At 39.9% G+C, this 25367-nt stretch carries 18 protein-coding genes; 1 reads left to right on the top strand and 17 read right to left on the bottom strand.

Annotated features, from left to right (window positions below; genetic code table 11):
• Positions 1-11: 11 nt before the first annotated feature.
• From DUT68_RS18620 to DUT68_RS14280, 7 genes are all read right to left on the bottom strand, one after another.
• Positions 12-3029 (bottom strand): Ig-like domain-containing protein, encoded by a 3018-nt coding sequence (locus DUT68_RS18620; protein ID WP_198659602.1) that lies wholly within the window; start codon positions 3027-3029, stop codon positions 12-14.
• Between the two features lie 406 nt (positions 3030-3435).
• Positions 3436-4524 carry a hypothetical protein gene (locus tag DUT68_RS14305; protein WP_113638895.1) on the bottom strand — a complete coding sequence of 363 codons (1089 nt, stop codon included), beginning with the start codon at positions 4522-4524 and terminating at the stop codon, positions 3436-3438.
• Between the two features lie 56 nt (positions 4525-4580).
• Complete coding sequence (locus DUT68_RS14300) at positions 4581-6557, bottom strand: alpha/beta hydrolase family protein (protein ID WP_157960871.1); 1977 nt, start codon at positions 6555-6557, stop codon at positions 4581-4583.
• Positions 6550-7497, bottom strand: a complete 948-nt coding sequence (miaA, locus tag DUT68_RS14295) for a tRNA (adenosine(37)-N6)-dimethylallyltransferase MiaA (protein ID WP_113638893.1) — start codon at positions 7495-7497, stop codon at positions 6550-6552. The genes DUT68_RS14300 and miaA overlap by 8 nt, the downstream gene beginning before the upstream one ends.
• Complete coding sequence (locus tag DUT68_RS14290; protein ID WP_113638892.1) at positions 7490-8338, bottom strand: hypothetical protein; 849 nt, start codon at positions 8336-8338, stop codon at positions 7490-7492. The genes miaA and DUT68_RS14290 overlap by 8 nt, the downstream gene beginning before the upstream one ends.
• Positions 8329-8712: a hypothetical protein gene (locus DUT68_RS14285; protein ID WP_113638891.1), complete on the bottom strand. Its 384-nt coding sequence runs from the start codon at positions 8710-8712 to the stop codon at positions 8329-8331. The genes DUT68_RS14290 and DUT68_RS14285 overlap by 10 nt, the downstream gene beginning before the upstream one ends.
• Positions 8713-8859: 147 nt before the next feature.
• Entirely contained in the window at positions 8860-9342 is a 483-nt protein-coding gene (locus tag DUT68_RS14280) for a YMGG-like glycine zipper-containing protein (RefSeq protein WP_113638890.1), read from the bottom strand.
• Positions 9343-9709: 367 nt separating this feature from the next.
• Between DUT68_RS14280 and DUT68_RS14275 the strand changes: the two genes are divergently transcribed.
• Positions 9710-11098 carry an MBL fold metallo-hydrolase RNA specificity domain-containing protein gene (locus tag DUT68_RS14275; RefSeq protein ID WP_113638889.1) on the top strand — a complete coding sequence of 463 codons (1389 nt, stop codon included), beginning with the start codon at positions 9710-9712 and terminating at the stop codon, positions 11096-11098.
• 71 nt (positions 11099-11169) lie between these two features.
• On the opposite strand, the gene DUT68_RS14270 is transcribed toward DUT68_RS14275, so the two are convergent.
• From DUT68_RS14270 to DUT68_RS14225, 10 genes are all read right to left on the bottom strand, one after another.
• On the bottom strand, positions 11170-13164 hold the full coding sequence (locus DUT68_RS14270) for an FUSC family membrane protein (RefSeq protein WP_214608406.1): 1995 nt from the start codon (positions 13162-13164) through the stop codon (positions 11170-11172).
• Between the two features lie 344 nt (positions 13165-13508).
• Positions 13509-15128 carry an NADP-dependent glyceraldehyde-3-phosphate dehydrogenase gene (locus DUT68_RS14265; protein ID WP_113638887.1) on the bottom strand — a complete coding sequence of 540 codons (1620 nt, stop codon included), beginning with the start codon at positions 15126-15128 and terminating at the stop codon, positions 13509-13511.
• Between the two features lie 85 nt (positions 15129-15213).
• Positions 15214-16653 (bottom strand): MFS transporter, encoded by a 1440-nt coding sequence (locus DUT68_RS14260; protein ID WP_113638886.1) that lies wholly within the window; start codon positions 16651-16653, stop codon positions 15214-15216.
• Positions 16654-16777: 124 nt separating this feature from the next.
• Positions 16778-17443: a bifunctional 4-hydroxy-2-oxoglutarate aldolase/2-dehydro-3-deoxy-phosphogluconate aldolase gene (locus tag DUT68_RS14255; RefSeq protein ID WP_113638885.1), complete on the bottom strand. Its 666-nt coding sequence runs from the start codon at positions 17441-17443 to the stop codon at positions 16778-16780.
• Positions 17436-18449, bottom strand: coding sequence for a sugar kinase (locus DUT68_RS14250; protein ID WP_113638884.1), 1014 nt, complete (start codon positions 18447-18449; stop codon positions 17436-17438). The genes DUT68_RS14255 and DUT68_RS14250 overlap by 8 nt, the downstream gene beginning before the upstream one ends.
• Before the next feature lie 91 nt (positions 18450-18540).
• A complete protein-coding gene (gene uxaC / locus DUT68_RS14245; protein ID WP_113638883.1) occupies positions 18541-19941 on the bottom strand; it encodes a glucuronate isomerase in 1401 nt (466 codons plus the stop codon).
• A gap of 173 nt (positions 19942-20114) precedes the next feature.
• Positions 20115-20942, bottom strand: coding sequence for an SDR family oxidoreductase (locus DUT68_RS14240; RefSeq protein WP_113638882.1), 828 nt, complete (start codon positions 20940-20942; stop codon positions 20115-20117).
• Between the two features lie 323 nt (positions 20943-21265).
• Positions 21266-22096 carry a 5-dehydro-4-deoxy-D-glucuronate isomerase gene (kduI, locus tag DUT68_RS14235; RefSeq protein WP_113638881.1) on the bottom strand — a complete coding sequence of 277 codons (831 nt, stop codon included), beginning with the start codon at positions 22094-22096 and terminating at the stop codon, positions 21266-21268.
• 56 nt (positions 22097-22152) lie between these two features.
• Positions 22153-23796 (bottom strand): UxaA family hydrolase, encoded by a 1644-nt coding sequence (locus DUT68_RS14230; RefSeq protein WP_113638880.1) that lies wholly within the window; start codon positions 23794-23796, stop codon positions 22153-22155.
• Positions 23797-25311: a tagaturonate reductase gene (locus DUT68_RS14225; protein ID WP_113638879.1), complete on the bottom strand. Its 1515-nt coding sequence runs from the start codon at positions 25309-25311 to the stop codon at positions 23797-23799.
• Positions 25312-25367 lie beyond the last annotated feature (56 nt).

The following is a 25367-nucleotide window of genomic DNA, read 5'->3' as shown; positions in this document are numbered from 1 at the left end:
ATTATATAATTTTAATTAATGAGCTGAATATGTGCTTTCACAGGATAAGGATGTATGGTAATGGTAAATGGTAGTGGACCGCTGCTATCGCCGCTGGCATTGCTTACTCGCAACACCCCGTTGTAGGTATTAATGGCAATGTTTGCAGGTACTGTAATAGTAATATTTGATTCTGTAGCCGGAGCAACGATACTTGGCAAAGCACTATTACTTACATTAGCTAGACCAGCGGCCAATGCTGCACTGTCCCAAACTATGCTATACGTAGTAGGGTTCACTTTTGGATCTGTAAAAGGCAAAAGAATAGATGTTTCGCCAACACAAATTCCGTTTGCAGGCAATAAAGTAACCAAAGGCGGCTCTCTAACAATATAAGTTTCGCTGTATTTACAATTATTTTCATCAGTAACGGTGAGTGTGTAAGATCCGGGGGCTAAGTTGCTGATGTTTGTTGCTGTAACAACTGAACCATCTGGATATAACCACTTATGTGTGCGCACCCCTACTCCGCCGCTAGAAACAATGTTAATTGAACCGTTGTTAGCCCCATAGGAGCTGATATGAGTAATTGTTTCTGTAATATCTAATAAAGGTTTTGGCTGATTGATTTTTAGCGTGCCAATATCATAAGCACCTAGCGGATCAGTTACTCTGAATTGGATGGTAATGGTACCAAAAAATCTAACTAAAGGAACAAACAAAAACGACCCGTTAGCATTTAGCGTGAAAGTACCCTTGCTGGTATCATAAGTACCTTCCAAAGTATAGGTTAAAGTTGAGGCAGTGTGCGCCGCATCCGGATCGCTTGCAGTTAAGGCACCCTCGGCTTTTACATCACACTCTATCACATCTACTTCCAAGTTATTAGGGCGTGGCTTAGCGTTAATGTGTACATCTTCTCCAGTTGATGTAATCGCATTACCATTGTAGTTAGTCCCATCTACATCATCGCCTCCACCGGTTTCATAAGCAGTATTGCTACCTGCAAATGCATTATTTTTAGCAGTAACTCTCCTATTTGGATCAATTGAAGTACGTGTTGGATCCAGATAAGTAGCCTGCGCACTGGCGTGATGCATCCCTTCAGCCACATTATTTGCAATATTCACGCTAATGGTAAAAACCACTTGCGCCCCCGGAGGGATGTTATAGGCATTGGTAACATTGGCATCGCCAATTTGATAAACACCACCCGCAACAGCAAATGGTGGATTGGCAGCACCTGCAGCGCCTCCAACTAATGTAGCAGTAATTGCTGCTATGGTGAATCCTGTTGGAAGTTGAATTGCTGCCTGTACACCACCAGCATTTCCACCAGTAGCTGCGTTGCTTACGGTTAATGTGTAGGTAGCCGTAGTTCCCGGGTTTCTACTGCCCGGAATGCCAGGATTGGCCTCCGTTAACACGGTAGTTAATTCGGGGTAGCAAATTTTTCCGCCGCCTTGCAAATGTGAAGGTAAGCTCGAATTATTAAAGGCCACTACTTCACCAGTTGAACCATCGCCAGCATAATGATTGCTACCTGCACCATTGTTAGCTTTACCCGAAGCACCTAAAGCTACCGAAGTACTTACTGTTGCGCCGGGTACGTTGTGGTAAATTACACCACCACCACCGCCACCACCTGGACCGTGTTCATTATTATTGTCATTTAAAGTGTTTCCGCCTTTACCTCCATCGGCCTGTAACGTAAGTACCGCTCCCGCACTATTAGCTAAAGATCGTACGAAAATAGTACCGCCGGCACCACCACCACCAGCACCATCAGGTGCACTTCCAAATACACCCGGCTGCCCAGCACCGCCGTTAGCAACAATTAAACCAGCACCAGTAATTTTCTCTACGTTAACGAGGATGATACCGCCGCCAACTCCTCCCTTTACGCCTGTGGTTGCGTTATTGGCATCGCCGCCGCCGCCACCGCCACCCATAATCAAGCGGGTAATGTCTACAGGAACGCGACTTCCGGGGCGACCTCCATTTGGATAGGTGTTTGGGTTGCTAACAGTGCCTAGATAACCTTGCCAGCCTATACCTCCAACACCGCCGTAACCACCATTACCACCACCGCCACCACCAGCATTGTGGTCGTTACCACCACCACCACCATTGGCAGGCGCACCTCTACCGTATGAGCCTCCCGGCAAACCTTCATCCACATTATCAAAATCCTTGTATCCATCGTACATGTAACGCGGTGTACCAGCAATACCCTCACCTTTACCTACAGAAAGCGTACTTGAAGAATTAACCACATAAACACTGTTGGTATTATTAGCCGAACCAGCTACAGGACCGTAACCGCCTCTAAAACCCTTCTCAGAAGCATCGATTTTAAAGCCACCGAAGTTCATATTACCCGCCACATCAAAGGCAATTACACCACCAGCTTTTCCATTGTAAGGCACCGTGGTGATATCTGAAGTTAAAGTGAGGTTCGAATATTGAGGCACCCTAACAATTTGAAAACGCCTTTGCCCTCTAGTGGCATTTGGAGCGGCATTAACATAAGTGTTTACCACGCCACCTCCGGTGCCACCTCCTCTAAAATTGAGTGTACCGCCAGTAATTGGTACTGCGTTCAAGGCAATTACATATTCGAATTTTCCGGAAAAACCAATGTTAGTGTAACCGGTACCTCCTAAACCATCGGCACCGCTATTACTAGCTCCTCCACCATAAAGATCACTGTCACTTGAGTTGATTAGCGCATCCTGCATCTGAATGATCAATATTAAGTCGCCGGGACGCACCCCAATATTACCGTAATTATTGCCATAAGCATCAGTAGCGGGAACGCCTTCTAGTAAAATAGAAGTTGCGCCTGCATTCAATGTGCGGTTTCCTGAAACGGGATAATAAGTATTTATTGGATTGGTGTTAGTACTGGGGCCATCTATACCCGAAGTACCGCAAACCTGAGCCTGAGCAAGGAAACTTGTGAAAATTAACAAAAACCCAATTAAGCCTAGTTTTTGTGCAAACTTTGCCCTAATTGATACAGTAAATTTTAGCGTTCTAATTAACATTTTTCACTAAAACACCTGCACAAGTTCTGTTTAAGCAATTATTCCTAAAAGCAAAAATCCTAACAAGATGGTGTGTATTTCTTTATTGTGTTTGGCGGCTGAAACATTCTTAAAAAGAATTAAACAGTAATCAACCATCCGAAAATAAGTTTAATTTCACAAACAGAGAAATATTTTCTACACTTATTGATTAAAACGAACTTAAATCAATATTATCGTGTAATTTTTTACACAATAAAACCCTCAAAAACTAAACAGAAATACCATGAAAACGGTATGAAATTTCCCCAAAAATACACAACTACAAACACAACAAATTGTTTTAAAAAAAAATGCCGACTTTACAGTCGGCATTAGGAACGAGCACTAATTAAAATGAAGGAACGGCTGATATAATTTTGAATAACTATTTTATAACATATTGATAACCATACCATTTATTTAAAAAGGAAATAATTGCCCTACAAAACCTTTCTGCTGCAACAGTCCTAATTGGTTCATTATTTCTAACAGTAATACCTGGTGTTTCCGCTTTTATTGCCGAGATATTATCCCCGAGCCCAACAGTTAAACCTAGCAGAGCAGTACCATATTTTCTTGTACAATATCCTCCATTGAAATAAGGGCGTTTTTTTGCATTGCCATTGGCATCCGTCCCAAAAAGCGCTGAGTTTTGCTCTAAAGTTTTAATCACTGTACCTGGCACTGCAACAACTTTTTGAGCTTCAAGTAATCCGCCAAAACTGTATGGACCTCTAATTAACTCTGAAAACGGCACGCTAGGGTGAGCTTTGGCAATAGCTGCTATAGAAGAAGAATCAGCTAGGCGATTGAGATATTCATCGCTCTGCGAAATGGCGTAATTACTCAAACCATAACCCAATTCTGTTTGATCAATAAATTTACTGCTCAGCATTTTCCCCGAAACAGAGAGGTACGGCTGTGCCGACTGGTAGCTATGCGCCTGACCATGGAGATCCAAAAACAACGCTCCTTTTCCGGTCTTTTGCACCATTGCCATTTGAGCACGTGCGGCCGATAACAATGAATGATAACTCAAGTAAGTTTCCTTTGCGTCCGCATCGGTGTAACGTTTATCTACCTCGTTAGGAAAAGTATTTGGATCAACACGCTTACGAGCAATGGTATTAATTACTATCCAAGGTTTTTTCTTTGTTGCCGATTTAAAATTTGAAGCGATTTCAAAAGCCAAAGGCAAGGTATTGATATCCCTTCCTGTCGTTCCAGTTTCTGGAATCTCCGGATCACCCACCACTGTACCATCATGCGGTACGCCCAACAATAAAGGCGCATCATTATCTCCCACTACCAGTTTAGTATACGATTTATAGCCGTAAACGGTATCGCCGGGTTTATAGCTTTTTCCCTGATAAGTAAATAAATTTTCGTTCGGATTAAAGTTGCTTTTAAACGATAAGGCTAAAGCAATTGCGGGAAGCGCCAAAAGCACGACACCAATTTTATTGAGCTTCATGATCAATCTTTTTTATATAGACTGATTACGGGAAGTAAAGGCTCGTTTTTTTTTTATTAAAATTTGATCAACTTGTTTTGCTGCCATTGGAGCATATCAGGGATGTCGTAATATTGCGCTATTCCATCTACCACCAATCCATATCTATTTTTACCTAATGGATTTTCAAAAACCTCCTTAAACGATTGCATACAGTGGTGCAATTCCATTTGATTTACCGTATTATTAAACAAGGATGCATGCAGCGCCGCCAAGCCTACATTACCAAAGGAGATGACCGTCACCTCAGCAACATCAGTCTTATTTAAATTAGCTGAAAAGTCGAAAAGCGTGAGCATGTCAGCGGTGCGTTGCCCTAGTAATGGCTTCCCGATGTGCAAAGCCAACATTGCGTTGCGATAATCTTCGCTGAAATACTTAGGATCGTTCAACGCAGCTTTATCAGCAGTTTCGCCTGTACCCCTTAAATCGGCTACTATTATTGCTGTACTTTGATCGGATAAATAGTTATCAAACAAGCTTAAGCTGTCTGCCAACTTACCTTTACCAGCGTCACTTACAAATATCACTACTTTTTTAACAGGCTTTTCAGGACGATATAACAGCACAGGCATAGGAGGTTCGCCGTCTTTTCGCAAAATCATTTTGCTGAAGTTCAATTTCCCTTTACCCACTTGCCCCACTTCCTCTACTTCTATTTTTTTATTTAGCGAGCCGATATTTAAGAACTTTTCAATACGTTTGAGCTTTAAATCTATCGGACCACTTGAAAATTCTCTTCTTTTTTGAGCATAGCTATTAAATCGCTGTAAGTTAAGTTGCTGCACTGCAACTTCATTCGGATAACTCAAAACCACTTTGCCTTTTTCGCTACTGAACAACTCAACATCGCTCAGGGCAGTTAACTCAGGCTCTACAATCTTTCTATCATCATTATAAAACCACTTTCTTAGCCATTGCACTGCCTTTTCACGTTTAGGTTTAGATATGCCGTGGCCATCATCGTAAGTAAAAAAACTAATTCGATTTGCCAAACCTAATTTGGCATAAAACTTCTTTAAATCAGCAACGGACTGCTCTGTACCATTGTAGTCAATAAAATCGTACCTGCCTGCAAGTACCAAAATTGGCTTGGGCGCAGCAGCAATCAAATAATCGCTCATCTCCAACTGCAACAATCCTTCGTTCGGAATTTGTGCACAACCATCAGCCGCCCCGCTGGTAGCCAACGTATTTTCTCTGCTAGAAAGATAGCTGCATGGCACAATCGCCTTCACACGCTCATCAATAGCAGCAAAATAAATGGCTTGTATTGCGCCACCGCTATTTCCAACGCAAGCAATTTTATTTGGGTCTACTTCTTTTCTAGTCAATAAATAATCCAAGCCGCATTCATTATCTAACAGCTCGTAAGCCGCTACAGAAGTACCCAACAAATTAGACTGCAGGTTCAACAATGTGTGTTCAGTGGTAGAACCTCTAGTTAAAGATTTCCCGTTTTCATCTGTCAACTGTACCCGTTCGCTTTGCGAAATTGGATCAATCACCAGCACTACAAAACCGTTTTTAACTAAAAGCTGTGCTGTTTTTTGATAGCTTTCAGTGGCTTTCGAAGTATCTTCGTGACCGCAAAACAACAACACTGCAGCAAACGGACCTTTACCGGTTGGCATGTACAAATTCGCTGTAACATGATGATTTTGGAAACTCTGATAAACAACTTTCTCTATTCGATAGCCATTTTGCTGTATGATGCCAGTAACTTTCGCATTGAGGGCAGCTTTTGGAGGCAAGTTTTTAAACAGTGATTCAGCTTTTGCTTTAACATCATTTTGATAAGCGATAGCCGTATTTTTACTAGTTAATGCTTTCGTGAGCTTCAGGTTACGCAACTGATACTGGCTTTTCATTTGCTGGACCAAGTAAGTATTCAAACTTACGTCAGTTTTCCAATCCATTACTTGATATTGCTTTTGCGCATGCAATTGCAAGCCTATAAACACCAACAAGGTAGCACCAAGAAATCTATACATGTTCAACATTTTTATTTAAAAATCTGCCCACCAGTTCCACCGCTTGCTGATGCATAACGGCTTTATCATTTTTAGCCTCGAGCCAAACAATAGTCACCCCGTCTTTTTCCATCTTTCTAAAAAAAGTCATTTGCCTTTTAGCAAACTGAAAAATTGCCGTTTGCAAGCGCTCATTCATCGTAGCAAAATCCACCTCCCCATTAAGGTAGGAAACCACAAACTTGTACTCTAATCCGTAAAAATTAAGCATTTCTTTACTTACGCCGTTGGCAATCAACTTTTCTACCTCTTCTACCAAGCCGTTATTTAAACGCAATTTTAGTCGCTCAGCAATTTTAAACCTGCGGGTTTCCACATCGTTGTAAAGCCCAATCACTAGTGGACTAAGTACAGGACGTGGCACATTTTCCACTTCGTTCTTACTTAAATAATCGGCAACTTCAATTGCTCGTATCAAACGTTTGGCAGAGCTATAGTCCACATGTGAACGCAATGCCAAAGGAAATTGACCAATCCTATCTTGAAGCTCTTCCTTAGATAAAAGCATCAATTCTTCACGCAAATGGAGGTTAACGGGAATAGCAGTAAGCTCGTGGTTTTGTAGTAAACTATGAATGTACATCCCCGTTCCGCCGCATAAAATCGGGAAATTGGCACGCTGATTAATTTGTTCAAATGCAGCGTAAAAATCTTCCTTAAAAGCATTTACCTGATACCTTTCACCCGCTTCTCTAATGTCTATCAAGTGATGACGGATCTGCTTTCCATCAACCCTGTATTCATTCAAATCTTTTCCGGTACCGATATCCATACCCCTAAAAACCTGTCTACTGTCCGCACTGATAATTTCTCCGCCGAAGACACTAGCCAAATGAACTGCCAATTGTGTTTTTCCTGTAGCAGTAGCACCTAATACGACGAGCAGGTTTGGATTAGACATTTGTATAAAGATGATATTTAAGGTTGCCCGTATTGAACGTTTTCACTAATCCGTTTTGGGCTAAAAATTCATCCAAATTTAATACATTTTGAGCTTCGAAGTTGGTTAAGATTTTTTTCGGCAAACGATGAGCATAATACCGAGACATGTTGGACGTATCTACCAAGAACTCAACTGGAGGTGTAGTAGCAGTTAGGTGGAAGCCTAATTTATCATAGCCCCTACCTACGGACCAATCCCTATCGGCATAGGTCATCAAATCATTAATATTGATTTCTTGAAGGAAACTTTTGATCAGCTTACTTAAGCCGCCAACGATAGTAAAGCCGCCATGCGTAGCGAAACGCACCAATTCGGCAGATTTGTAATGCTCGCCTTTTGATTTCATGGGACGAGATGAAGAAAAAGACCCAACTGCCTTAAGTTCGCCTCCCATAGTCAAGCCTAAATGAAATTTTGCCTTGGAGAAACCCTGCAAGTGGTGTTCCGTTAGAAAATTTTTAGCTTGAGTTGCATCAACAATAGTAATTTTTGCTTTGCGGGCATGAAGTGTTTGATTTAAACCGCAGAAAGAGTTGATCCTGCTAAGTACTTGTGATTTTTTCTGCTTCCAAACATCTTCCCAAAGGTGAACCAACAAAATACCACTTTGAGCATAGAGCGTTTGTAGAGAAATGAGTTGCTGTGAAGTGAAACTATTTTCGATAGACAAAAGGTTAACATATACTCCTTCCTTAACCGCAACAATATTAAACGGGTGAAGCTCCACCCAACTTGCGCCGTAAAACCGTAGCTTAATTTCGTCAAAAAAGTCATTAAAAAATTCACTCTCTACACCCATTCCTTTTGTTTAAATAGCTGATAGCACCGCTCTAAAACTTCTTTCACGTTCTCCATCAATGCATCATCAAGCTGTTTTATGGTAAAATCATTGTCTTTTTCATTTTCATAAGCCGCTAGGTTTTGATCTACAATACCTTGCTTTTTTTCTCCCGCCATGTCAATTGCATACACCGTAAATTGAACAGCATCTTTTAACACTTTAACTTCGGCAAAGTGCAGCTCCGATTTTTTCTTTCCATCAATTACTACATTTTTTTCGCTCCACAAATCATAATTATGCTCTGTATTGGCTCTTGCTGTGAAACCAAGTGCAGTGTATGGCTGCATGGCAGCTCTAATGGTTTGAAATATCTCTATTGAATCCGTTTTCATTACTATTCCGTTTATAGGGACCTAGTCCACAAATTAAAGTATTTTTAATGCTATAACACCTAAAAAACTTAAATGTTCTTTCGGTTTTTCCAAAACAAAAGCGCCCATGCTTTAACACATGGGCGCTTCATTTATATATGATAGAGTTTATTGCTTTGGTTGAACTCGTCCGCTTTTTCTATCTTCTGCACGACCGATGGCGTAACCTGCACCAGCACCAGCTAAACCGCCAATAATTGCACCACGAGCATTGTTTTTATCGATTAAAACACCACCAAGTGCACCTACACCAGCACCAATTACAGTACCTTTAGCGGCATCACTCCAGCCTTTCTTTTGAGCTTGAGTGCTTGTTACACCAGCTGATGATGTAGTTACCGTATTTGACGAACGATAGCTTCTTGCCGATGCAGCTGCACTACGTCTAGCTGCTGCAAGTTCAGCTTGATGCTGCTCTTCCACTTTACGTTGCTGCTCTTCGGCTGCAGCTCTTTTGAAACTATCTAGCTTAATACTATCCTGATAAGCAGCAATTGCTTGTTGCTTTTCTAATGCTATTTGTTTTTCGCTTTTTCCACAAGAGGCCAAAACTGTTGCACCAATTGCGACTACTGCCATTATCTTTTTCATCTTGTTGATATTTTTAGTTTAGTAAATTCTATTCATTCTCATTATTAACTGTGGATTATTGATTTAAAAACCAAACCCTAATATTAATAATGATCTGATACACTAATCGTAAAAACTGTGCCAAAATGCATCAGTAAACTTTAACGCTTTCGGTAACTAGTATCAAAAAATGCACAACAAATAGCTATAAAGCGAGAAAATAATATCAAAAAAATCATCTAAAAGAAATTTTGCTACAGCTTTGAGCTATAACTTAATACAATTGCTCTCGTTTTTAATTCAGATAAAAATAGGCTGAAAGTGGAAATGAGTGTCGACTATTCCATACAAAAAACATATATTGTGCGTTTATTTTTTACTGCTTTTGATGAAACTAACTATATGGGGAGCTGCACAACAGGTAACTGGAAGCATGCATCTTTTACAAATCAACAACTACAAAATATTAATTGATTGTGGATTGGATTACGAAAAAGGCACTTATCAAGAGGCCAACTTAATCTTCCCATTTAATCCTGCTGATATTGATTTAGTGATTTTGACACACGCCCATATTGATCACTCAGGCAATTTACCCACCTTAGTAAGAGCAGGTTACGAAGGTCAAATTTTGTGCACTGGCCCTACGGCAGACCTTACCGAGATTTTACTCATGGATTCGGTAAATATCTTCCTGGGAAAACAAAAACGCCGACCAAAAGGAAGAAAAAGGTTCAGCAGCGGCCCGCAACCACTTTACCTACAAAAGCATGTGATGGAAACAATGGACAGGTTTGTTACCATTGGCTTTCATAAATCGTTTAAAATTACCGGAGATATTGAATTAACCTTTGTACCTGTTGGCCATTTGTTAGGTGCAGCAGCAGCAGTGTTAACGGTAAATGAAAACGGAATCACCAAAAAAATTGCTTTTACAGGCGATATTGGCAGAAAAAACTATCCAGTATTGGTAAATCCTGATACGTTGCCACAAGTAGATTACTTGGTTTGCGAATCCACTTACGGCGGTCGCCTGCATTCAAAAGACACTTCTTTAGATGATGTACTCATTAAAACTATTGAAGATACTTGCATTAAAAACCCTGGCAGATTGATTATCCCGGCATTTAGTATTGGGCGTACACAATCATTGATTTTTAAGTTGAATCAAATTTTCAGCAAGAAATTATTGCCACCTGTTGAGGTGTTTGTAGATAGCCCTTTGGCTAACCACGCTACGGATATTTACAGAAAACATCACCAGTATGTGAATGAGGAGGCTAAGAGTTTTTACCAGTTAAAGGGTGATGAATTTGAGTTTGAGAACCTAACTTACCTGCAAACGCAGAAAGAAAGCATGGCGGTTACCAATTACCTGGATCCATGCATTATCATTTCTTCGGCGGGGATGCTTGAAGGCGGTAGAATTCAAGATCACATTTATTATAATGTACAAAATTACTACTGCACCATCTTATTTATTGGCTATTGCGCAAAAGGCACTTTAGGTGATCGACTTTTACGAGGCGACCCAATTATCAGGTTAAGAAATAGAGATTTAATGGTTTACGCTAAAATAGCCAAAACAGATTTACTAAGCGGCCATGGCGACCACGAAGATTTAATGGATATGGTGAAACAACAAAGCCCAAATTTGCTTAAAAGAGTGTTTTTGGTACATGGAGAGATCAATAGTTTAACTGCGTTTAAAACAGCTTTAGAAGAAAATGGTTACCAGGCTGAAATACCACAACGCGGCTTAAGCTACGAGCTATAAGAATCCTTGCCGTCCCATTTTGGCCGATAATAAGTATTCCAGATAAATAAAGTTTTGTATCTACGAAAATACTAACTCGTTAACATTAGCATCTCTTTGCACACCTCATTTAGGTTAAGTGGCTTTTCATCCCTCACCGGTAGCTCCTTAGCATTTGACCAATCCGTGTTTTGTATTTGATCAAGCAATTGAAGCAAGTCAGCCTCAATATTTTTGATATCTTCCAGTGATAACAAGGCCGCCCCTTGTTTTTGACTACTAGCAAAAGTGGCATTCAGCACATTGAACTGAAAGTTAAGCAACTGCATCCGTTTAATTAGGCGCCAGTTTAATTTTTTCCGTAGTGGCTCCTTTAAAGCAGCTTGTATTGCTTCGCTTAATTGTGCCAATTGCCTATGACTTTGCTTTCTAGCCAATTTGCTCTCGTGTAGCTTTTCTAAGTCAAATGGCCCTAAAACTGTGGCAGCTCTAAAATATTCGAGGTTGGCGTTAATCACTTGAACAAACAAATCACCCAACCTTGGTGCGTTCCAAATAGGAAATAAGAAAGTAGCCAATAAACACAAAAGCACACCTCCAACGGTAAAAATAACCCTATCGGTAAGCAATTGCCACAAATTTCCTTCGTATGCATTTAGGCATAAAATAACTGCTACCGTGATGCAAACAACACTTATACCATACGCCACACGGTTAAAAGCGAAGAAACCAAACAAACCTACAGCACTAATGCATAATTGCAATGTAAGGCTATCCGCTTGCGTTAGACCCCACCCTATCAGCAGGCCCAACAGTGTACCGCTTAAGCGTTCAAAATTCCTTTTGATGGTTTGTCCGTAACTTGGCCTACTCACAATTACCATAGTAAGCAACAACCAATAGCTATAATGTTGAGGTGATAACCAATTGATTAAAAGTAATGCTGCCAAACTTAAAGCTGATAAACGAAGTGAGAACCTAAAGGTGGAAGATTTTAAGGAAAAGTGCTTTTTGATTGCTGTTGCTTGCACCGGGCTTGCCGTTAGAAAATCTGTATATCTTCCTGAGCTCTCATCGGAATGTTTGCTGCTATGAGGAGAATGGATGCTAATGATTAAAGCAAAAATCTCATCAATATTTGCCGATATTTGGTTAATCAAAGTTTGTTCTTCTACGGGTAAAATTGACGCAATTTCTTTCAAATCAACTGTGATACCTTCAAAATCCGTCAGCAATGCTGAGCTAGGCTTCCTTAGTATTTTTGCCATGAGCTCTATCGCATCCTTAATTAAAGGCAATGCTTTGGTATGTTCAAGTTTTTTCCGTAGGTAAGGATAATCATAATGTACCGCACTTACTTGCTCATACAAATCAATTAAACTGATGGATTTTTCCAAGAGCATTTGCGCATTGGCATCCCGCTGTTGCATGGTACATTTATCACTGAGCAGCAATTGTCTGATCAACTCATGCTGATTAGCCAACCTCAAATGTAAACGGATATTTTGCCTGTTGAAACCGGCTAAACTTACGGATGGATTATAGCCTTTTGCTCTTAAAAAAAGTAATGCAGCTGTTTCTCGAATAGCCTGAGCGATAGCCCTGTTTAAACTACGATAAGGGAAAATGGAGATTTGCAGTAAACTGATCAAATAATACCAAACACCACCCAAAAAGATATAGTTGGCATACAGTAATGGGTTTTTAGGCTTTAGTCCGATGGTAAACGTAGCTAAAATAATTCCCATTAACCCAATTGCTGACATACGTTGCCCCATTACACCAACCATGGTTAGCAAGAATGTAAGCGCAACTACCGTAAAAATCATCAGCAAAGCTGATTGTGTACTCCACGCAGCTAAAAAGGCTACCAACGCAAAAATCAAAGTGCTAATCCAAGCGGCCTTAAATTTTTCTGTGCGGTTTCCCGGCAAATCAGTCATACAAATCATTAGCGCACCGATACCTACGCCAATTCCTGTAGTTGGCCAGCCAATATAAAAAAAGAAGACGATTGGAATTACTACCGCCAAAGTATTTCGCAATGCATCAACGGTATGCTCACTTTTGACAATTTCCCACAGCATGTGAGGAAGTTTCCGAAGCTCAAATCTCATTTCGGCTGCAAAGGTAGATAAATTTCACTAGTAAAAAGCGATGGTAAATTCTTTCAGGTTGTAAGATGCGACAACGAAACTTGGTTTTTACGCATTTAAACCGACTAAAAAACGAGAAAAACAAGCTAAAATAAAAAAGGGCCAAGAAACTAGTTCCTGACCCTACATCTACCTATGAAAAACATACCCCCGAAAGGGTAAGCCCAAATGTAAAAACATTTTTTTAATATTCAATACATTATTTTAAAAAAAATAAGAATATTTTTTTTCGTAACACCTAACTTACAGTAAACGAAGCAAGTTAGGTGAAAACATTAAAATAAATATTTTGTACTTAAAAAGTTTGAGTTATTGCCATCGATGATTTCGTTGAGCAAATGTTTATTGTTATCGTTCAATTTTGTTGCTACCAAAGAGCGGATGGAGAAAGCTCTAAGCGCATCAACTACCGAAAGTGTTCCTTCAGCGCTGTCCTTTCTTCCGGTAAAAGGAAACACATCTGGTCCACGCTGGCATTGGCAATTAATGTTCACACGACTCACCTGATTTACGATCGGATCAATCAGCGCTGCCACTTCTGTTGGGTCATTACTGAAAATACTTACCTGCTGACCATGGGTAGATTCTATCAGATAATTGATTGGTTCTTCGATATCATCAAAAGTTACCACGGGAATTACCGGCCCAAACTGCTCCTCCGTATATAATTTCATCTCCTTAGTTACGGGATATACCACCGCAGGGTAAACGAAAGATTCTTTAGCCTCACCACCGTTTGGATTAACCACTTGCGCTCCTTTCGCCGCGGCATCTTCTATCAGCTCTTTTAAATAAGCAGGCTTTTGCGGCTCTGGCAATGGCGTTAAAGACACACCAGCTTCCCAAGGCATTCCAAATTTCAACTTCGCTACCTCTTCAGATAAATCTTTCACAAATTGATCAACCTGCTTTTTATGCACAAAAATGATTTTAAGAGCCGTACAACGCTGTCCATTAAAAGACAAAGCACCAAGTACTGTTTCCTTTACAGCTAAATTTAAATCGGCATTTGCCGTAATAATGGCCGCATTTTTTGCATCCAAACCTAAAATAGCACGTAAACGATTTACTTTAGGGTGCATTTTCTTCAATTGATCTGCTACTTTGCTTGAGCCAATTAAAGTAAGCACGTTGATTTTTCCAGACTCCATTAAGCCCGGTATAATTTTGTTCCCACGACCGTAAATGGTATTCACTACGCCTTTTGGAAAATTATCCCTAAACGCTTTCAACAATGGATAAAATAATAAAGTACCATGCTTAGGCGGTTTAAATAAAATGGTGTTACCCATAATTAGGGCGGGTATAAGTGTGGTAAAAGTTTCGTTCAAAGGATAATTAAATGGCCCCATACATAAAACCACACCCAAAGGAGAACGGCGAATTTGTGCAACAATACCCTGCTCTATGGTAAAACCTGCTGATTTACGGTCGATATCTTTTAATGCATCAATAGTGGCGTTAATGTATTCAATGGTTCTATCAAATTCCTTAACTGAATCGCCGTAGGTTTTGCCAATTTCCCACATGATGAGTTTTACCACCTCATCTTTCTTAGCCATGATATCTCGAGTGAATTTCTCTACGCAATCTATACGTTGCGCCACACTCATGGTAGGCCATTCGCCACGTCCATTGTTGTAAGCCGCCACTGCAGCATCCAAAGCAATTTGCGCTTCCTTTTCGCCGCAAAGCGGATAAGTACCAATTAGCTTACGCTCCAAGCCTTTTTTGGTTTTAACGCAGATGGGTGACAGTACAGTGTGTACATCGCCCGACCAGGTAAGCATATCTCCATTGGATAGATAGCTGCGCTGATCTAAAGGTCCTTCAAGCGCATAGGCTTCTGGGATATCTGTTTCTACTGGAAACAAATTTTCTAGGTTTAGGGACATTTTATTTATTTACTTAGTTTATAGATTTACTAGATTTTTGAATTATTAATATATCCTCTCCTAGTTAAAGAGAGGATATATTTGATTAAAGTTGAATCACCTTCATTTTAGGCACTAGGGATTTCATTACTACCCACGCAATAAGATAAGCTATTGCACAAAAAGAGAAAATAATGAAGTAACCAGCTTCGATACCTTGAAAGCCCATGAATTTCATTTGAGTTTGTTCGGCGTGGTCAAACAACCAACCGGAGAACTTATTGATGAAAGTAGAGCCTAAGCCACCCGCTAAACCACCAATACCTGTAACAGTAGCAATAGCACTTTTCGGGAAACTATCACCTATAGTAGAGAAGATATTTGCAGACCATGATTGATGCGCTGCACCAGCAATACCAATTAAAATTACTGGAATCCAATAAGAAATGTGACCTAAAGGCTGCGTTAATAATGCTAACAATGGGAAGAAAGCAAAGATCAACATCGCTTTCATGCGGCCCTCGTAAGGGTTCATTTTCTTTTTATCTACAAAGAAAGATGGCAGCCAACCGCCAAAAATAGAAAGCAAGGTAATGGCATAAAGTACAAAAATAGCCAGCTGCCCTTGTGTATCAGACGATTTAATATTGTAAACTTCTGATAAGTACGCTGGCATCCAAAATAAATAGAACCACCAAACACCATCAGTCATGAATTTACCAAATGCAAATGCCCAAGTTTGTTTGTAGCTGAAACACTTACCAAAAGATAGTTTTTGATCGTTTCCTGGCAATGCCTCCACCTGTACTTGCAGCTGTTCATCTTGGTTGATGTAGGCAAGCTCTTCTGCGTTTACTTTTCTATTGGTTTCAGGCTTTTTGTAAAGAAAAACCCAAAATCCCATCCAAATAAAGCCCAAAGCACCAATGATAATAAAGGACATTTCCCAACCGTAATATTTTGCAATTACCGGGATACATAACGGCGCCGCTAGTGCGCCAATGGTTGCTCCCGCATTAAAGATACTTGTTGCAAGTGCTCTATCCTTTTTAGGAAAATATTCGGCAGTAGCCTTAATTGCAGCCGGAAAGTTACCTGCCTCTCCTACTGCTAAAACAAAACGAGCAAAAATGAACAACGTTACACTCACACTAATGATGAGCGACACATCATTTACTTTTTCAATCGCATCTTTAGCTCCTTCGAAACCAACAAACCAATCGCCGGTAAGGTAGCCAGCTGTAGCAATACCACAAAAAGCATGTAAAACTGCACCTATTGACCAAATACCAATAGCCCATAAAAAGCCTTTTTTGGTATCCATCCAATCAATAAAACGACCCGCCAAAAGCATACTTATGGCATAGAAAATAGAAAATAAGGCGGTGATATTTCCGTAATCGTTATTAGTCCAATGAAACTCAGGGCTGATAAAATCTTTCCATGTGAGGGAAAGCACCTGACGATCCAAATAATTGATGGTAGTTGCGAAAAACAACAGAGCGCAAATGGTCCATCTGTATTTACTAGGTTTAACTTGGTTCATTTTGGTTATTTGGTTATGTGGTTAATTGGTTAATTGGTTAATTGGTCAAATCCCCCTCTCTCCCGATAAATCGGGATCTCTCCCCACAAGGGAGAGAACTTCCTTAGCAGAGTAGGTGCATTTATTAGTTTCTCACTTTATTTATAATCTCTAAAGTCTTTTTCGTTAACGACTCAATTTTGTCATAGTCGCGTTGCTCAATAATTTGCTTGCTTACCAACTTACTGCCCATTCCCACTGCGCAAACACCTGCCTTAAACCAACTAGCGATATTATTCTCTTCAATTTCAACACCACCTGTTGGTACAAATAGCTGACCTTGAAAAAGCTCTCTAATTGAGGAAAGGAAATCGGCGCCTAAAACATTGGCTGGAAACAGTTTAATGATGCCCGCTTGATGTTGCTGAGCCAAATCAATCTCTGTTGGCGTCATACATCCAGGAATCCATAATAAACCTGCTTCATGTGTAAGTTTGGCTACTTCCGGGTTAATTATTGGACAAACAATAAAATCTGCACCCGCAGCAATAAATTCCTTTGCCTGTGCAGCACTCTTGATGGTTCCTATACCGAAAAACAAATCTTGCATTTCAGTTTTTAACGCATCTTTAATAAATTTAAAATTAGCTAAAGCAGCAGCGCCTCTGTTGGTATATTCAAAAACACGGACACCACCTTTATACAATGCTCTGACAATTTCTAAGCTGATTTGAGGATCTTCGTAATAAAATAGCGGTAGCAAACCTTGTTGTTGTATCGCTTGAATTGCAGTTTCTTTATTTTTAGTCATTTTCAGCTATAGTTTGGTGAATATCTTGAACGGTAGCGGTGGTGCAATCGCTTGGAATGTACAATTTGTTATAAGCAGCGGCAGTAGCAAACTCTAAAATTTGCTGAGCTTCGTGCTGGTTGTAGAAGCCGTAAATTAAGCCTCCCATGTAGCAATCGCCACTTCCAACACGGTCTAAAATTTGCTCAGACAAATACTCTTTAGACACATGCAATTGATTTGCGGTGTACAGCGTAGTGTAATATCTTATGCCTGCTTTATAGTCGAACCTAAACGTGTTGGCTACATGCTTGCATTTTGGAAATTTATTGATGATTTCCTTCGAAGTAATTTCTGCCTGTTTAAGATAATTCTCTTTAGTATCGATGCTAACGATATCAGCCGGCAAAGTAATACCAAGCATCTTCTCCGCAGCCCAAATATTGCCCATCACTAAATCGCAATACTCCACTAAACCTGGAATGATATCAATAGGTTCTTTACCAAACTTCCAAAGCTTAGCTCTATAATTTAAATCGATTGAAACGGTAATGCCACGTTCACTTGCCGCTTTAACTGCTTCCAAACAAACGTCAGCCGCGTCTTGATTTAAAGCCGGACAAATGGCACTAAAATGAAACCAAGAAATATCTTTAAAAATCTCATCCCAGTTTAAAGTTTGAGGTTTTATAGCCGCGAAAGATGAATTAGCTCTATCGTAAATTACTCCGGCATTTTTTAAATCTTTACCTTTTGGTAGATAATATAGCCCTAAGCGGTCGCCGCTCAATTGCATCCGCGACGAATCGATATTACATTTATTAACGTAATTGATGATTTGTTGCGACATAAAATTATCAGGCAAAGCCGAAAAATAGGCCGATGGTACATCCCAAAGCGCCAATGCCGTGGCGACATTCAACTCGGCGCCACCAACGTAAAAGGGCAATTGATTTTCCGCAAGCCAGTTTCCATCCATATCAGGACAAATGCGTAATAATAATTCCCCAAAACTTAAAACTTTCATTTATTTAAGGTAAAAGGCGAAAGGTATAAGGCCTAGATAACTTCACTAAATCTTATCCTTTCTCCCACTAGGTGATTAAAAAATCTGTTACTTAAAAGCTAAAATAGGCTTTTGCGTTGTGATAACAAATATTTTCCACTAATTGGCTAACCAATTTTATATCGTTAGGAATTTCTCCATTTTCTATGTCGGTACCAAATAAATCGCACAAAATGCGGCGGAAGTACTCGTGACGAGGGAATGATAGGAAACTTCTAGAGTCGGTTAGCATGCCCACAAACTGACTTAATAAGCCCATGTTAGACAAGGCGTTGATTTGCTTGGTCATGCCGTCTTTTTGATCCAAAAACCACCAACCTGAGCCCCACTGCACTTTTCCTGCAACGGTTCCATCTTGGTAATTACCAATCATGGTAGCCATCAGTTCATTATCTGCCGGATTTAAGTTGTACAAAATGGTTTTTGTTAGCTTGTTACCAGCATCTAATTTATTTAAGAACTTAGCCAAAGCTCTACCTTGAGAAAAATCACCAATGGAATCAAAACCTGTATCAGGCCCTAAAGACGATAACAAACGATCGTTGTTATTACGAATAGCACCTAGGTGATATTGCTGCACCCATCCCCTTTCGTGGTCCCAAAGGGCAAAAGTAAATAGCATAGCCGATTTAAACTTCAAGTTTTCTTGAGGCGTGATTTGTGCTCCGCTTCTAATTTTAAGAAAAATTTCAGCTACTTCCTGTTCGGTATAATCTTCCGCATAAATTTGCTCTAAACCATGATCAGAAACTGATGCACCATTTTCCACGAAGAAATCATGACGAGATTTTAAAGCCGCTAGATACTCTTGATAATTGGTAATTGGCTTTTGAACGATATCTGCCAGTTTATCTACATACTGGTTCAAGCCTGCAACATCGTCCGCATTCATAGCCTTATCTGGCCTGAAAGCTGGCAAAACCACTAAATCGATGCCTTTAGCTTTAATTTGCTGGTGAAATTCCAAGTTATCAAGCGGGTCATCAGTAGTACATAAGGTTTTTACGTTCATCTTTTTCAATAAACCTAAAACGCTGTATTCTTTAGTTTGTAGCTTGGCGTTACATTCATCCCAAATCTTTTTCGCTGTTGCTGGCGAAAGTAAATCGTGGATATCAAAATAGCGCTGAAGCTCCAAGTGAGTCCAATGGTATAAAGGATTTCTTAACGTATAAGGGACAGTTTCAGCCCATTTTTCGAATTTCTCCCAATCAGAAGCAGCTCCGGTTATGTAATATTCATCGATACCAAAAGTACGCATAGCACGCCATTTGTAATGATCACCATAAAGCCAAACCTGCGTAATATTGTCGAACTGTTTATCAGTTGCAATTTGCTCCGGAATCAAGTGATTATGATAATCAATAATAGGCATGTGCTTGGCATATTCATGATATAACACCTTTGCCGTTTCCGTTTGCAATAAAAAATCCTCGTCTAAAAACTTTTTCATTTATACTTTTGGTTGTTTGGTTGTTTGGTTGTTTGGTTGTTTGGTTGACAAGCAAATCAAACCTAAACCAATTAATAAAATTTTATAGAAATACTTTAGATAATTGAACTTCGATTGTTACTGGCATGATAGTGCTAACTAAAAAACCAAGAACTAATCAACAAAACAACCATCTACACTCCTCCAAAAACAGAGAAGCCACCATCTACGCAAATCATTGCACCAGTTACAAACTTTGATGCATCACTTAATAACCAAACTAAAGCACCTTTCAATTCATCTGGGTTACCAAAACGTTTAAAAGGCGTTTGATTGATCACGGCTCCACCTCTAGGTGTATAGCCGCCATCAGCTGTGGTTAATAAATTTCTATTCTGTTCAGTTAAAAAGAATCCTGGGGCAAGTGCATTCATCCTGATTTTATCACCGTAACGATTGGCCAGCTCAACGGCAAACCATTGTGTATAGCAATCAACCGCGGCTTTACCCATGTTGTAACCAAGCACTTTGGTAATTGCCCTTTTTGAATTCATTGAAGAGATGTTGACAATACTTCCTTTTCCAGTATCGGCAATGGCTTTACCAAACACTTGAGTAGGAATTAATGTACCCCACAAATTCAGGTCTAACACTGTCTTCATGCCGTCCATTTTCATCTCAAAAATGTTGTCTTCTGGCTGCAAAACCCCATCAGGCATATTACCACCTGCGGCATTCACTAAGCCATCTACTTTACCAAATTCGGCTATAATTTTTTCGCGAGCAGCAACTAATTGCTCTTCGTTCATGGCGTCTGCAATTAATGCAATTGCTTTACCACCGTTTTTATTGATTTCGTCGGCACGTTCGTTAGCTACTTTCTCATTTCTACCTAAAATTCCTACCGCACCGCCTGCTTCTACAATAGCATCAATAAATGCTTTGCCTAAAATTCCTGTACCGCCTGTTACAACGATAACTTTATCTTTTAATGAAAATGATTGTTCCAATGTATTATCCATTTTTACCACAAAGGCACCAAGTACACAAAGATTATATTATGGCTTTAAACCGAGTTAGACTTACGAAGTTTTTGAAACTTCGTAAGTCTTGTAATTACTTTGTTCTTTATATCCTTATGGTGATTAACTATTATATTGTTCATTTTAGCACAAAGGTTATGTTATGGCTTTAAACCACTTAGACTTACGAAGTTTTTGAAACTTCGTAAGTCTTTCTTTGTGTCTTGGTGGTTAATTAACTATTATCCTAACCGCATTACGACTGCTTTCCCGGAAAATAGGAACAGGCTGTCCCTCGCAATGACGCACTAGGAAGGCAAATATTATCTCAATTCTGCTACTGAAAATGTATCCATATCAGCATAGTCCAAATTTTCGCCAGCCATACCCCAAATGAAGCTGTAATTTTTGGTTCCAGCTCCAGAGTGAATACTCCATGAAGGCGATAAAACCGCTTCGTGGTTGGCCATTACAATGTGACGCGTTTGTTGTGGCTGCCCCATAAAATGAATTACTCTTTGATCTTCCTCCACGTCGAAATAGAAATAAACTTCCATCCTCCTATCGTGTGTATGAGGAGGGATCGTATTCCAAATAGAACCTGTGGCTAGCGAAGTTAGTCCCATTACCAACTGACAGCTTTGAATACCATCTTTGTGGATATAACGAGAAATGGTACGCTGATTTGCAGTTTCCAAAGCACCTAAATCAGCCGAAAAAACATCTTTATGGCTAGCAAATGTAGTTGGATAGCTTTGGTGTGCAGGGGCAGATAACGCATAAAAAACAGCAGGGTTACCGCTATCTTTACTGCTAAATTTCACATCCTTAACACCTTTACCTAAATACAGGCAGTCTTTCTTATTTAAATCGTAGCTAGTGCCGTCGGCAATAATGGTTCCTGCGCCACCTACGTTGATTACGCCAAGTTCTCTTCTTTCCAAAAAGTACTCGGCACGTAAAATATCGTAATTACCTAAATCCACTACGCTGTTTACCGGGGTGATTAATCCAGTAATCATCCTATCGTAGTGTGAGTAGACAAAATTTGCTTTGTCTGTCGCTTTCAAGTCGTCCAACAAAAACCTTTCACGGATTTTTTCGGTATCGTAACTCTTGAAATCTTCTGAGTGTACTGCTTGTATTTGTTTCATTTTCTATATTTTGTTAGCTATTTGAGGTGGTTTATTCCTCAAAAGCCAAGGTTTGGCTATAAAGATACCCCTCGTTTCCAAGGAATAAAATCATCCTGATTTAACAGCACTGCTTTTGGAATTACTTCGCCGCTAGCCGCTTTGATACAGTATTCCAAAATATCCTCTCCCATTTCCTCAATGGTTTTTTCTCCCTCAATCACAGGACCGGTATTGATATCAATGATATCGCCCATACGTTTGGTAAGTGCGTTGTTGGTAGCCACTTTAATTACCGGACAAACAGGATTTCCAGTTGGTGTGCCCAATCCGGTAGTGAATAAAATTAAAGTAGCGCCACTTGCAGCTTTACCTGTAGTTGCTTCTACATCGTTACCCGGTGTACAAACTAAATTTAACCCAGGTTTTACCGAAGGTTCAGTATAATCCAACACATCTACAATTGGCGATGTACCCCCTTTTTTGGCAGCACCATTACTTTTGATGGCATCAGTAATCAATCCGTCTTTGATGTTTCCCGGAGATGGATTCATGTGAAATCCAGAACCAGCATTTTCAGCAGCCTGACTGTAAGCTCCCATTAAACGCATGAATTTACGGGCTGATTGCTCTTCAATTGTCCTGTCGATCATGTTTTGCTCGGCACCACAAAGCTCTGGAAATTCAGCAAGTAATACCGTACCACCCAAGGCCACCAATAAATCAGAGCAGTAACCAACCGCTGGATTAGCCGAGATACCACTAAATCCGTCGCTACCACCACATTTCACACCCAAATTCAGCTTGCTTAAGGGCGCTGGAGCTCTTTCAAGTTTATTAGCTTCCACTAAACCCTCGAAGGTTTTTTTGATGGCTAAGGCAATCATATTTTCTTCGCTTTGCGATTGCTGTTGCTCGAAAATAAATAGCGGTTTATCAAAATTAGGATTGCGTTCTTTTAAATCGGCAGTAAAATCATGTACTTGCAAGTTTTGACAGCCCAAACTCAACACTGTAACTCCAGCTACGTTTGGATGATCTGCATATGCTGCCAATAACTTGCTCAAAACTGCCGCATCCTGCCTGATACCGCCACAGCCACCTTGATGGTTTAAGAACTTGATACCATCGATATTTTTAAACAAACGTTCACCAGTTCCCTGCCCAAAAGACAAGGGAGCTTCTAAAGCTGTAAGGTCGGTGCCGTTTTTATAGGCTTCTACTAAATGCCTGGTATAATCTTTATATTTAGCTGTAACTGCATAACCTAGCTCATTGTGCAAGGCTTCCTTAATTACATCAAGATTTCTATTTTCACAAAAAACAGTGGGGATAAACAACCAATAATTGGCCGTTCCTACTTTGCCATCGCTACGGTGATAACCATTAAAGGTTCTACCCTCAAACTTAGAAACATCTGGCGCATGCCATTGGTATTGATATGGTCGATATTCGTAAGGTGCAGCAGCATGCTTCAAGTTTTCGGTGGTCATTCTAGTGCCTAGCTTTACTGGAAACTGAATTTTACCCACCAAGGTACCGTACATGTATACCTCGTCGCCAGCTTGCATGTCTTGTGTGTAAAACTTGTGCTTTGCATCTACGTCGTCAACCAATTGGTAGTTTACCCCTTGAAAACCTACCAGTTGACCTGCTTTAAGATTAGTTAAGGCAACTAAAACATTATCTTTTGGATGTACTTTTAAAACTTGTTGGTTCATTTATATGGTTTTAAGCTGCGCCGACATCATGTTTGACAAAACTGGCGTGATGCCCTGGGAAACTAAGTCCAAATATAGGCCTTTCACTTCGGCAATAAAGCCAGTCAATTGCGTCAAATCTACGCCCCAAATGTTTTTATCGGCTAATACTTCTTCAACAAAATCGTCTTTAAATGCACTATATTTTTCAAATAAATAAGGTGCAGAGTCATCGTTTAACCGATAACTCGCACCGTTATCCAAACCAAAATATAGATCGTTTTCTTTTCTCTGTGGACGAGAAAAGGCCAAGTAAGCGGCAAAGCCTAAAGCGATATGCGCTGGGACTTGGTTAAATATTTTATAATAATTAGTTAGCAAAGGAACAATCCTGATTTTCATTTTCATGGTGTACTGAAAAGCAATACTTGTCCAAAAATGCTCAATAGTTGGATTTGCAAATCGGTCTTTTACTGTATTTGCAAAAGCATCGGTTTGTTCTTTATTCACTTCATACGGAATAGCAGGGCCAATTTCTGTAGCCATTAAGGTTTCGATGTAGCTGCTCATTAGCTCATTGCTCATGGCATTTTTAACCGTATCGATACCTAATAAAAATGCAATTCCTGAACTTAGGGTATGCGTACCATTCAATAAACGCACCTTTAACTCCCTGTAAATTTCAATATCTTCAGCAATTACTACACCCTCATCCACCTTTGCAAAGGAAAGCACATCAGCAACTTTTTTACCTCCTTCAATGGCCCAAAGTCGGTAAGGCTCAGTCATTGATAATAAAGTATCTTGATAACCCAACTCATGCTTCAGGGCATTTACAGTAGCCTCATCAGGTTTACCGGGTACAATTCTATCTACTAAAGAGTTGCAAAAAGTATTTGCTTCTTCTAACCATGAAATAAATCCTGCATCAAGTTGATTATGCTGAGCAAGCTTCGAAACAATCTGTGCTAACTTAGTACCATTATCTGGAATTAATTCAGTAGCAATAATCACTAAGCCTTTACTCGCATCGCCGTTAAAAGCTTGATAACGTTGGTATAAAACCGCTAATAATTTACCTGGGAAAGATACTGGCGGATGAGCTTGAATAGGCTCTTCTACATACTGAATTCCAACTTCTGTAGTATTGGAAACCACCACTTGCAAATCGTTAGAAGCAGCGATATCTAAAATCGACTGCCAGTCTTTTTCGGCAGCAACTACCCTACTGATGGCAGAAGAAATGATGTTTTCATTTACAGCAACACCGTTCTCTATCCCACGTACGCAAAGGGTGTACAGCGAATCTTGTTGATCAAACTCTGCAGTATTGGCGCCTGTTGATTTGACCACCACCACGCGACCATTAAAAACACCTTGACGGTTAGCTTTATCGATGAAATAATCTGGCAATCCACGTAATAAAACGCCAGTTCCAAATTGCAAAACCTTCTCTGGCAATAGGAAGATCTCCGAATTGGGAACAACCACATTTTCGGTGGTAATGAATTTCAAATTATCCTTTGATAAAATCATCTCTTTATGCTGCTATTCAAGTTAATGTTAAGCTAATAAAGAGAAAAAAGCACCTT

It is taken from the genome of Pedobacter zeaxanthinifaciens, assembly GCF_003313335.1.
GTDB classification, from domain to species: domain Bacteria; phylum Bacteroidota; class Bacteroidia; order Sphingobacteriales; family Sphingobacteriaceae; genus Pedobacter; species Pedobacter zeaxanthinifaciens.
Note: the sequence above shows the minus strand (reverse complement) of the source record. Positions and strands in the feature narration are given on the sequence as shown.

What these genes read in the sequence shown, in the direction of transcription:
- DUT68_RS18620 (WP_198659602.1), bottom strand. Translation starts at nt 3,029, where the DNA reads ATGTTAATTAGAACGCTAAAATTTACTGTATCAATTAGGGCAAAGTTT.
- DUT68_RS14305 (WP_113638895.1), bottom strand. Translation starts at nt 4,524, where the DNA reads ATGAAGCTCAATAAAATTGGTGTCGTGCTTTTGGCGCTTCCCGCAATT.
- DUT68_RS14300 (WP_157960871.1), bottom strand. Translation starts at nt 6,557, where the DNA reads ATGTATAGATTTCTTGGTGCTACCTTGTTGGTGTTTATAGGCTTGCAA.
- miaA (WP_113638893.1), bottom strand. Translation starts at nt 7,497, where the DNA reads ATGTCTAATCCAAACCTGCTCGTCGTATTAGGTGCTACTGCTACAGGA.
- DUT68_RS14290 (WP_113638892.1), bottom strand. Translation starts at nt 8,338, where the DNA reads ATGGGTGTAGAGAGTGAATTTTTTAATGACTTTTTTGACGAAATTAAG.
- DUT68_RS14285 (WP_113638891.1), bottom strand. Translation starts at nt 8,712, where the DNA reads ATGAAAACGGATTCAATAGAGATATTTCAAACCATTAGAGCTGCCATG.
- DUT68_RS14280 (WP_113638890.1), bottom strand. Translation starts at nt 9,342, where the DNA reads ATGAAAAAGATAATGGCAGTAGTCGCAATTGGTGCAACAGTTTTGGCC.
- DUT68_RS14275 (WP_113638889.1), top strand. Translation starts at nt 9,710, where the DNA reads ATGAAACTAACTATATGGGGAGCTGCACAACAGGTAACTGGAAGCATG.
- DUT68_RS14270 (WP_214608406.1), bottom strand. Translation starts at nt 13,164, where the DNA reads ATGCTGTGGGAAATTGTCAAAAGTGAGCATACCGTTGATGCATTGCGA.
- DUT68_RS14265 (WP_113638887.1), bottom strand. Translation starts at nt 15,128, where the DNA reads ATGTCCCTAAACCTAGAAAATTTGTTTCCAGTAGAAACAGATATCCCA.
- DUT68_RS14260 (WP_113638886.1), bottom strand. Translation starts at nt 16,653, where the DNA reads ATGAACCAAGTTAAACCTAGTAAATACAGATGGACCATTTGCGCTCTG.
- DUT68_RS14255 (WP_113638885.1), bottom strand. Translation starts at nt 17,443, where the DNA reads ATGACTAAAAATAAAGAAACTGCAATTCAAGCGATACAACAACAAGGT.
- DUT68_RS14250 (WP_113638884.1), bottom strand. Translation starts at nt 18,449, where the DNA reads ATGAAAGTTTTAAGTTTTGGGGAATTATTATTACGCATTTGTCCTGAT.
- uxaC (WP_113638883.1), bottom strand. Translation starts at nt 19,941, where the DNA reads ATGAAAAAGTTTTTAGACGAGGATTTTTTATTGCAAACGGAAACGGCA.
- DUT68_RS14240 (WP_113638882.1), bottom strand. Translation starts at nt 20,942, where the DNA reads ATGGATAATACATTGGAACAATCATTTTCATTAAAAGATAAAGTTATC.
- kduI (WP_113638881.1), bottom strand. Translation starts at nt 22,096, where the DNA reads ATGAAACAAATACAAGCAGTACACTCAGAAGATTTCAAGAGTTACGAT.
- DUT68_RS14230 (WP_113638880.1), bottom strand. Translation starts at nt 23,796, where the DNA reads ATGAACCAACAAGTTTTAAAAGTACATCCAAAAGATAATGTTTTAGTT.
- DUT68_RS14225 (WP_113638879.1), bottom strand. Translation starts at nt 25,311, where the DNA reads ATGATTTTATCAAAGGATAATTTGAAATTCATTACCACCGAAAATGTG.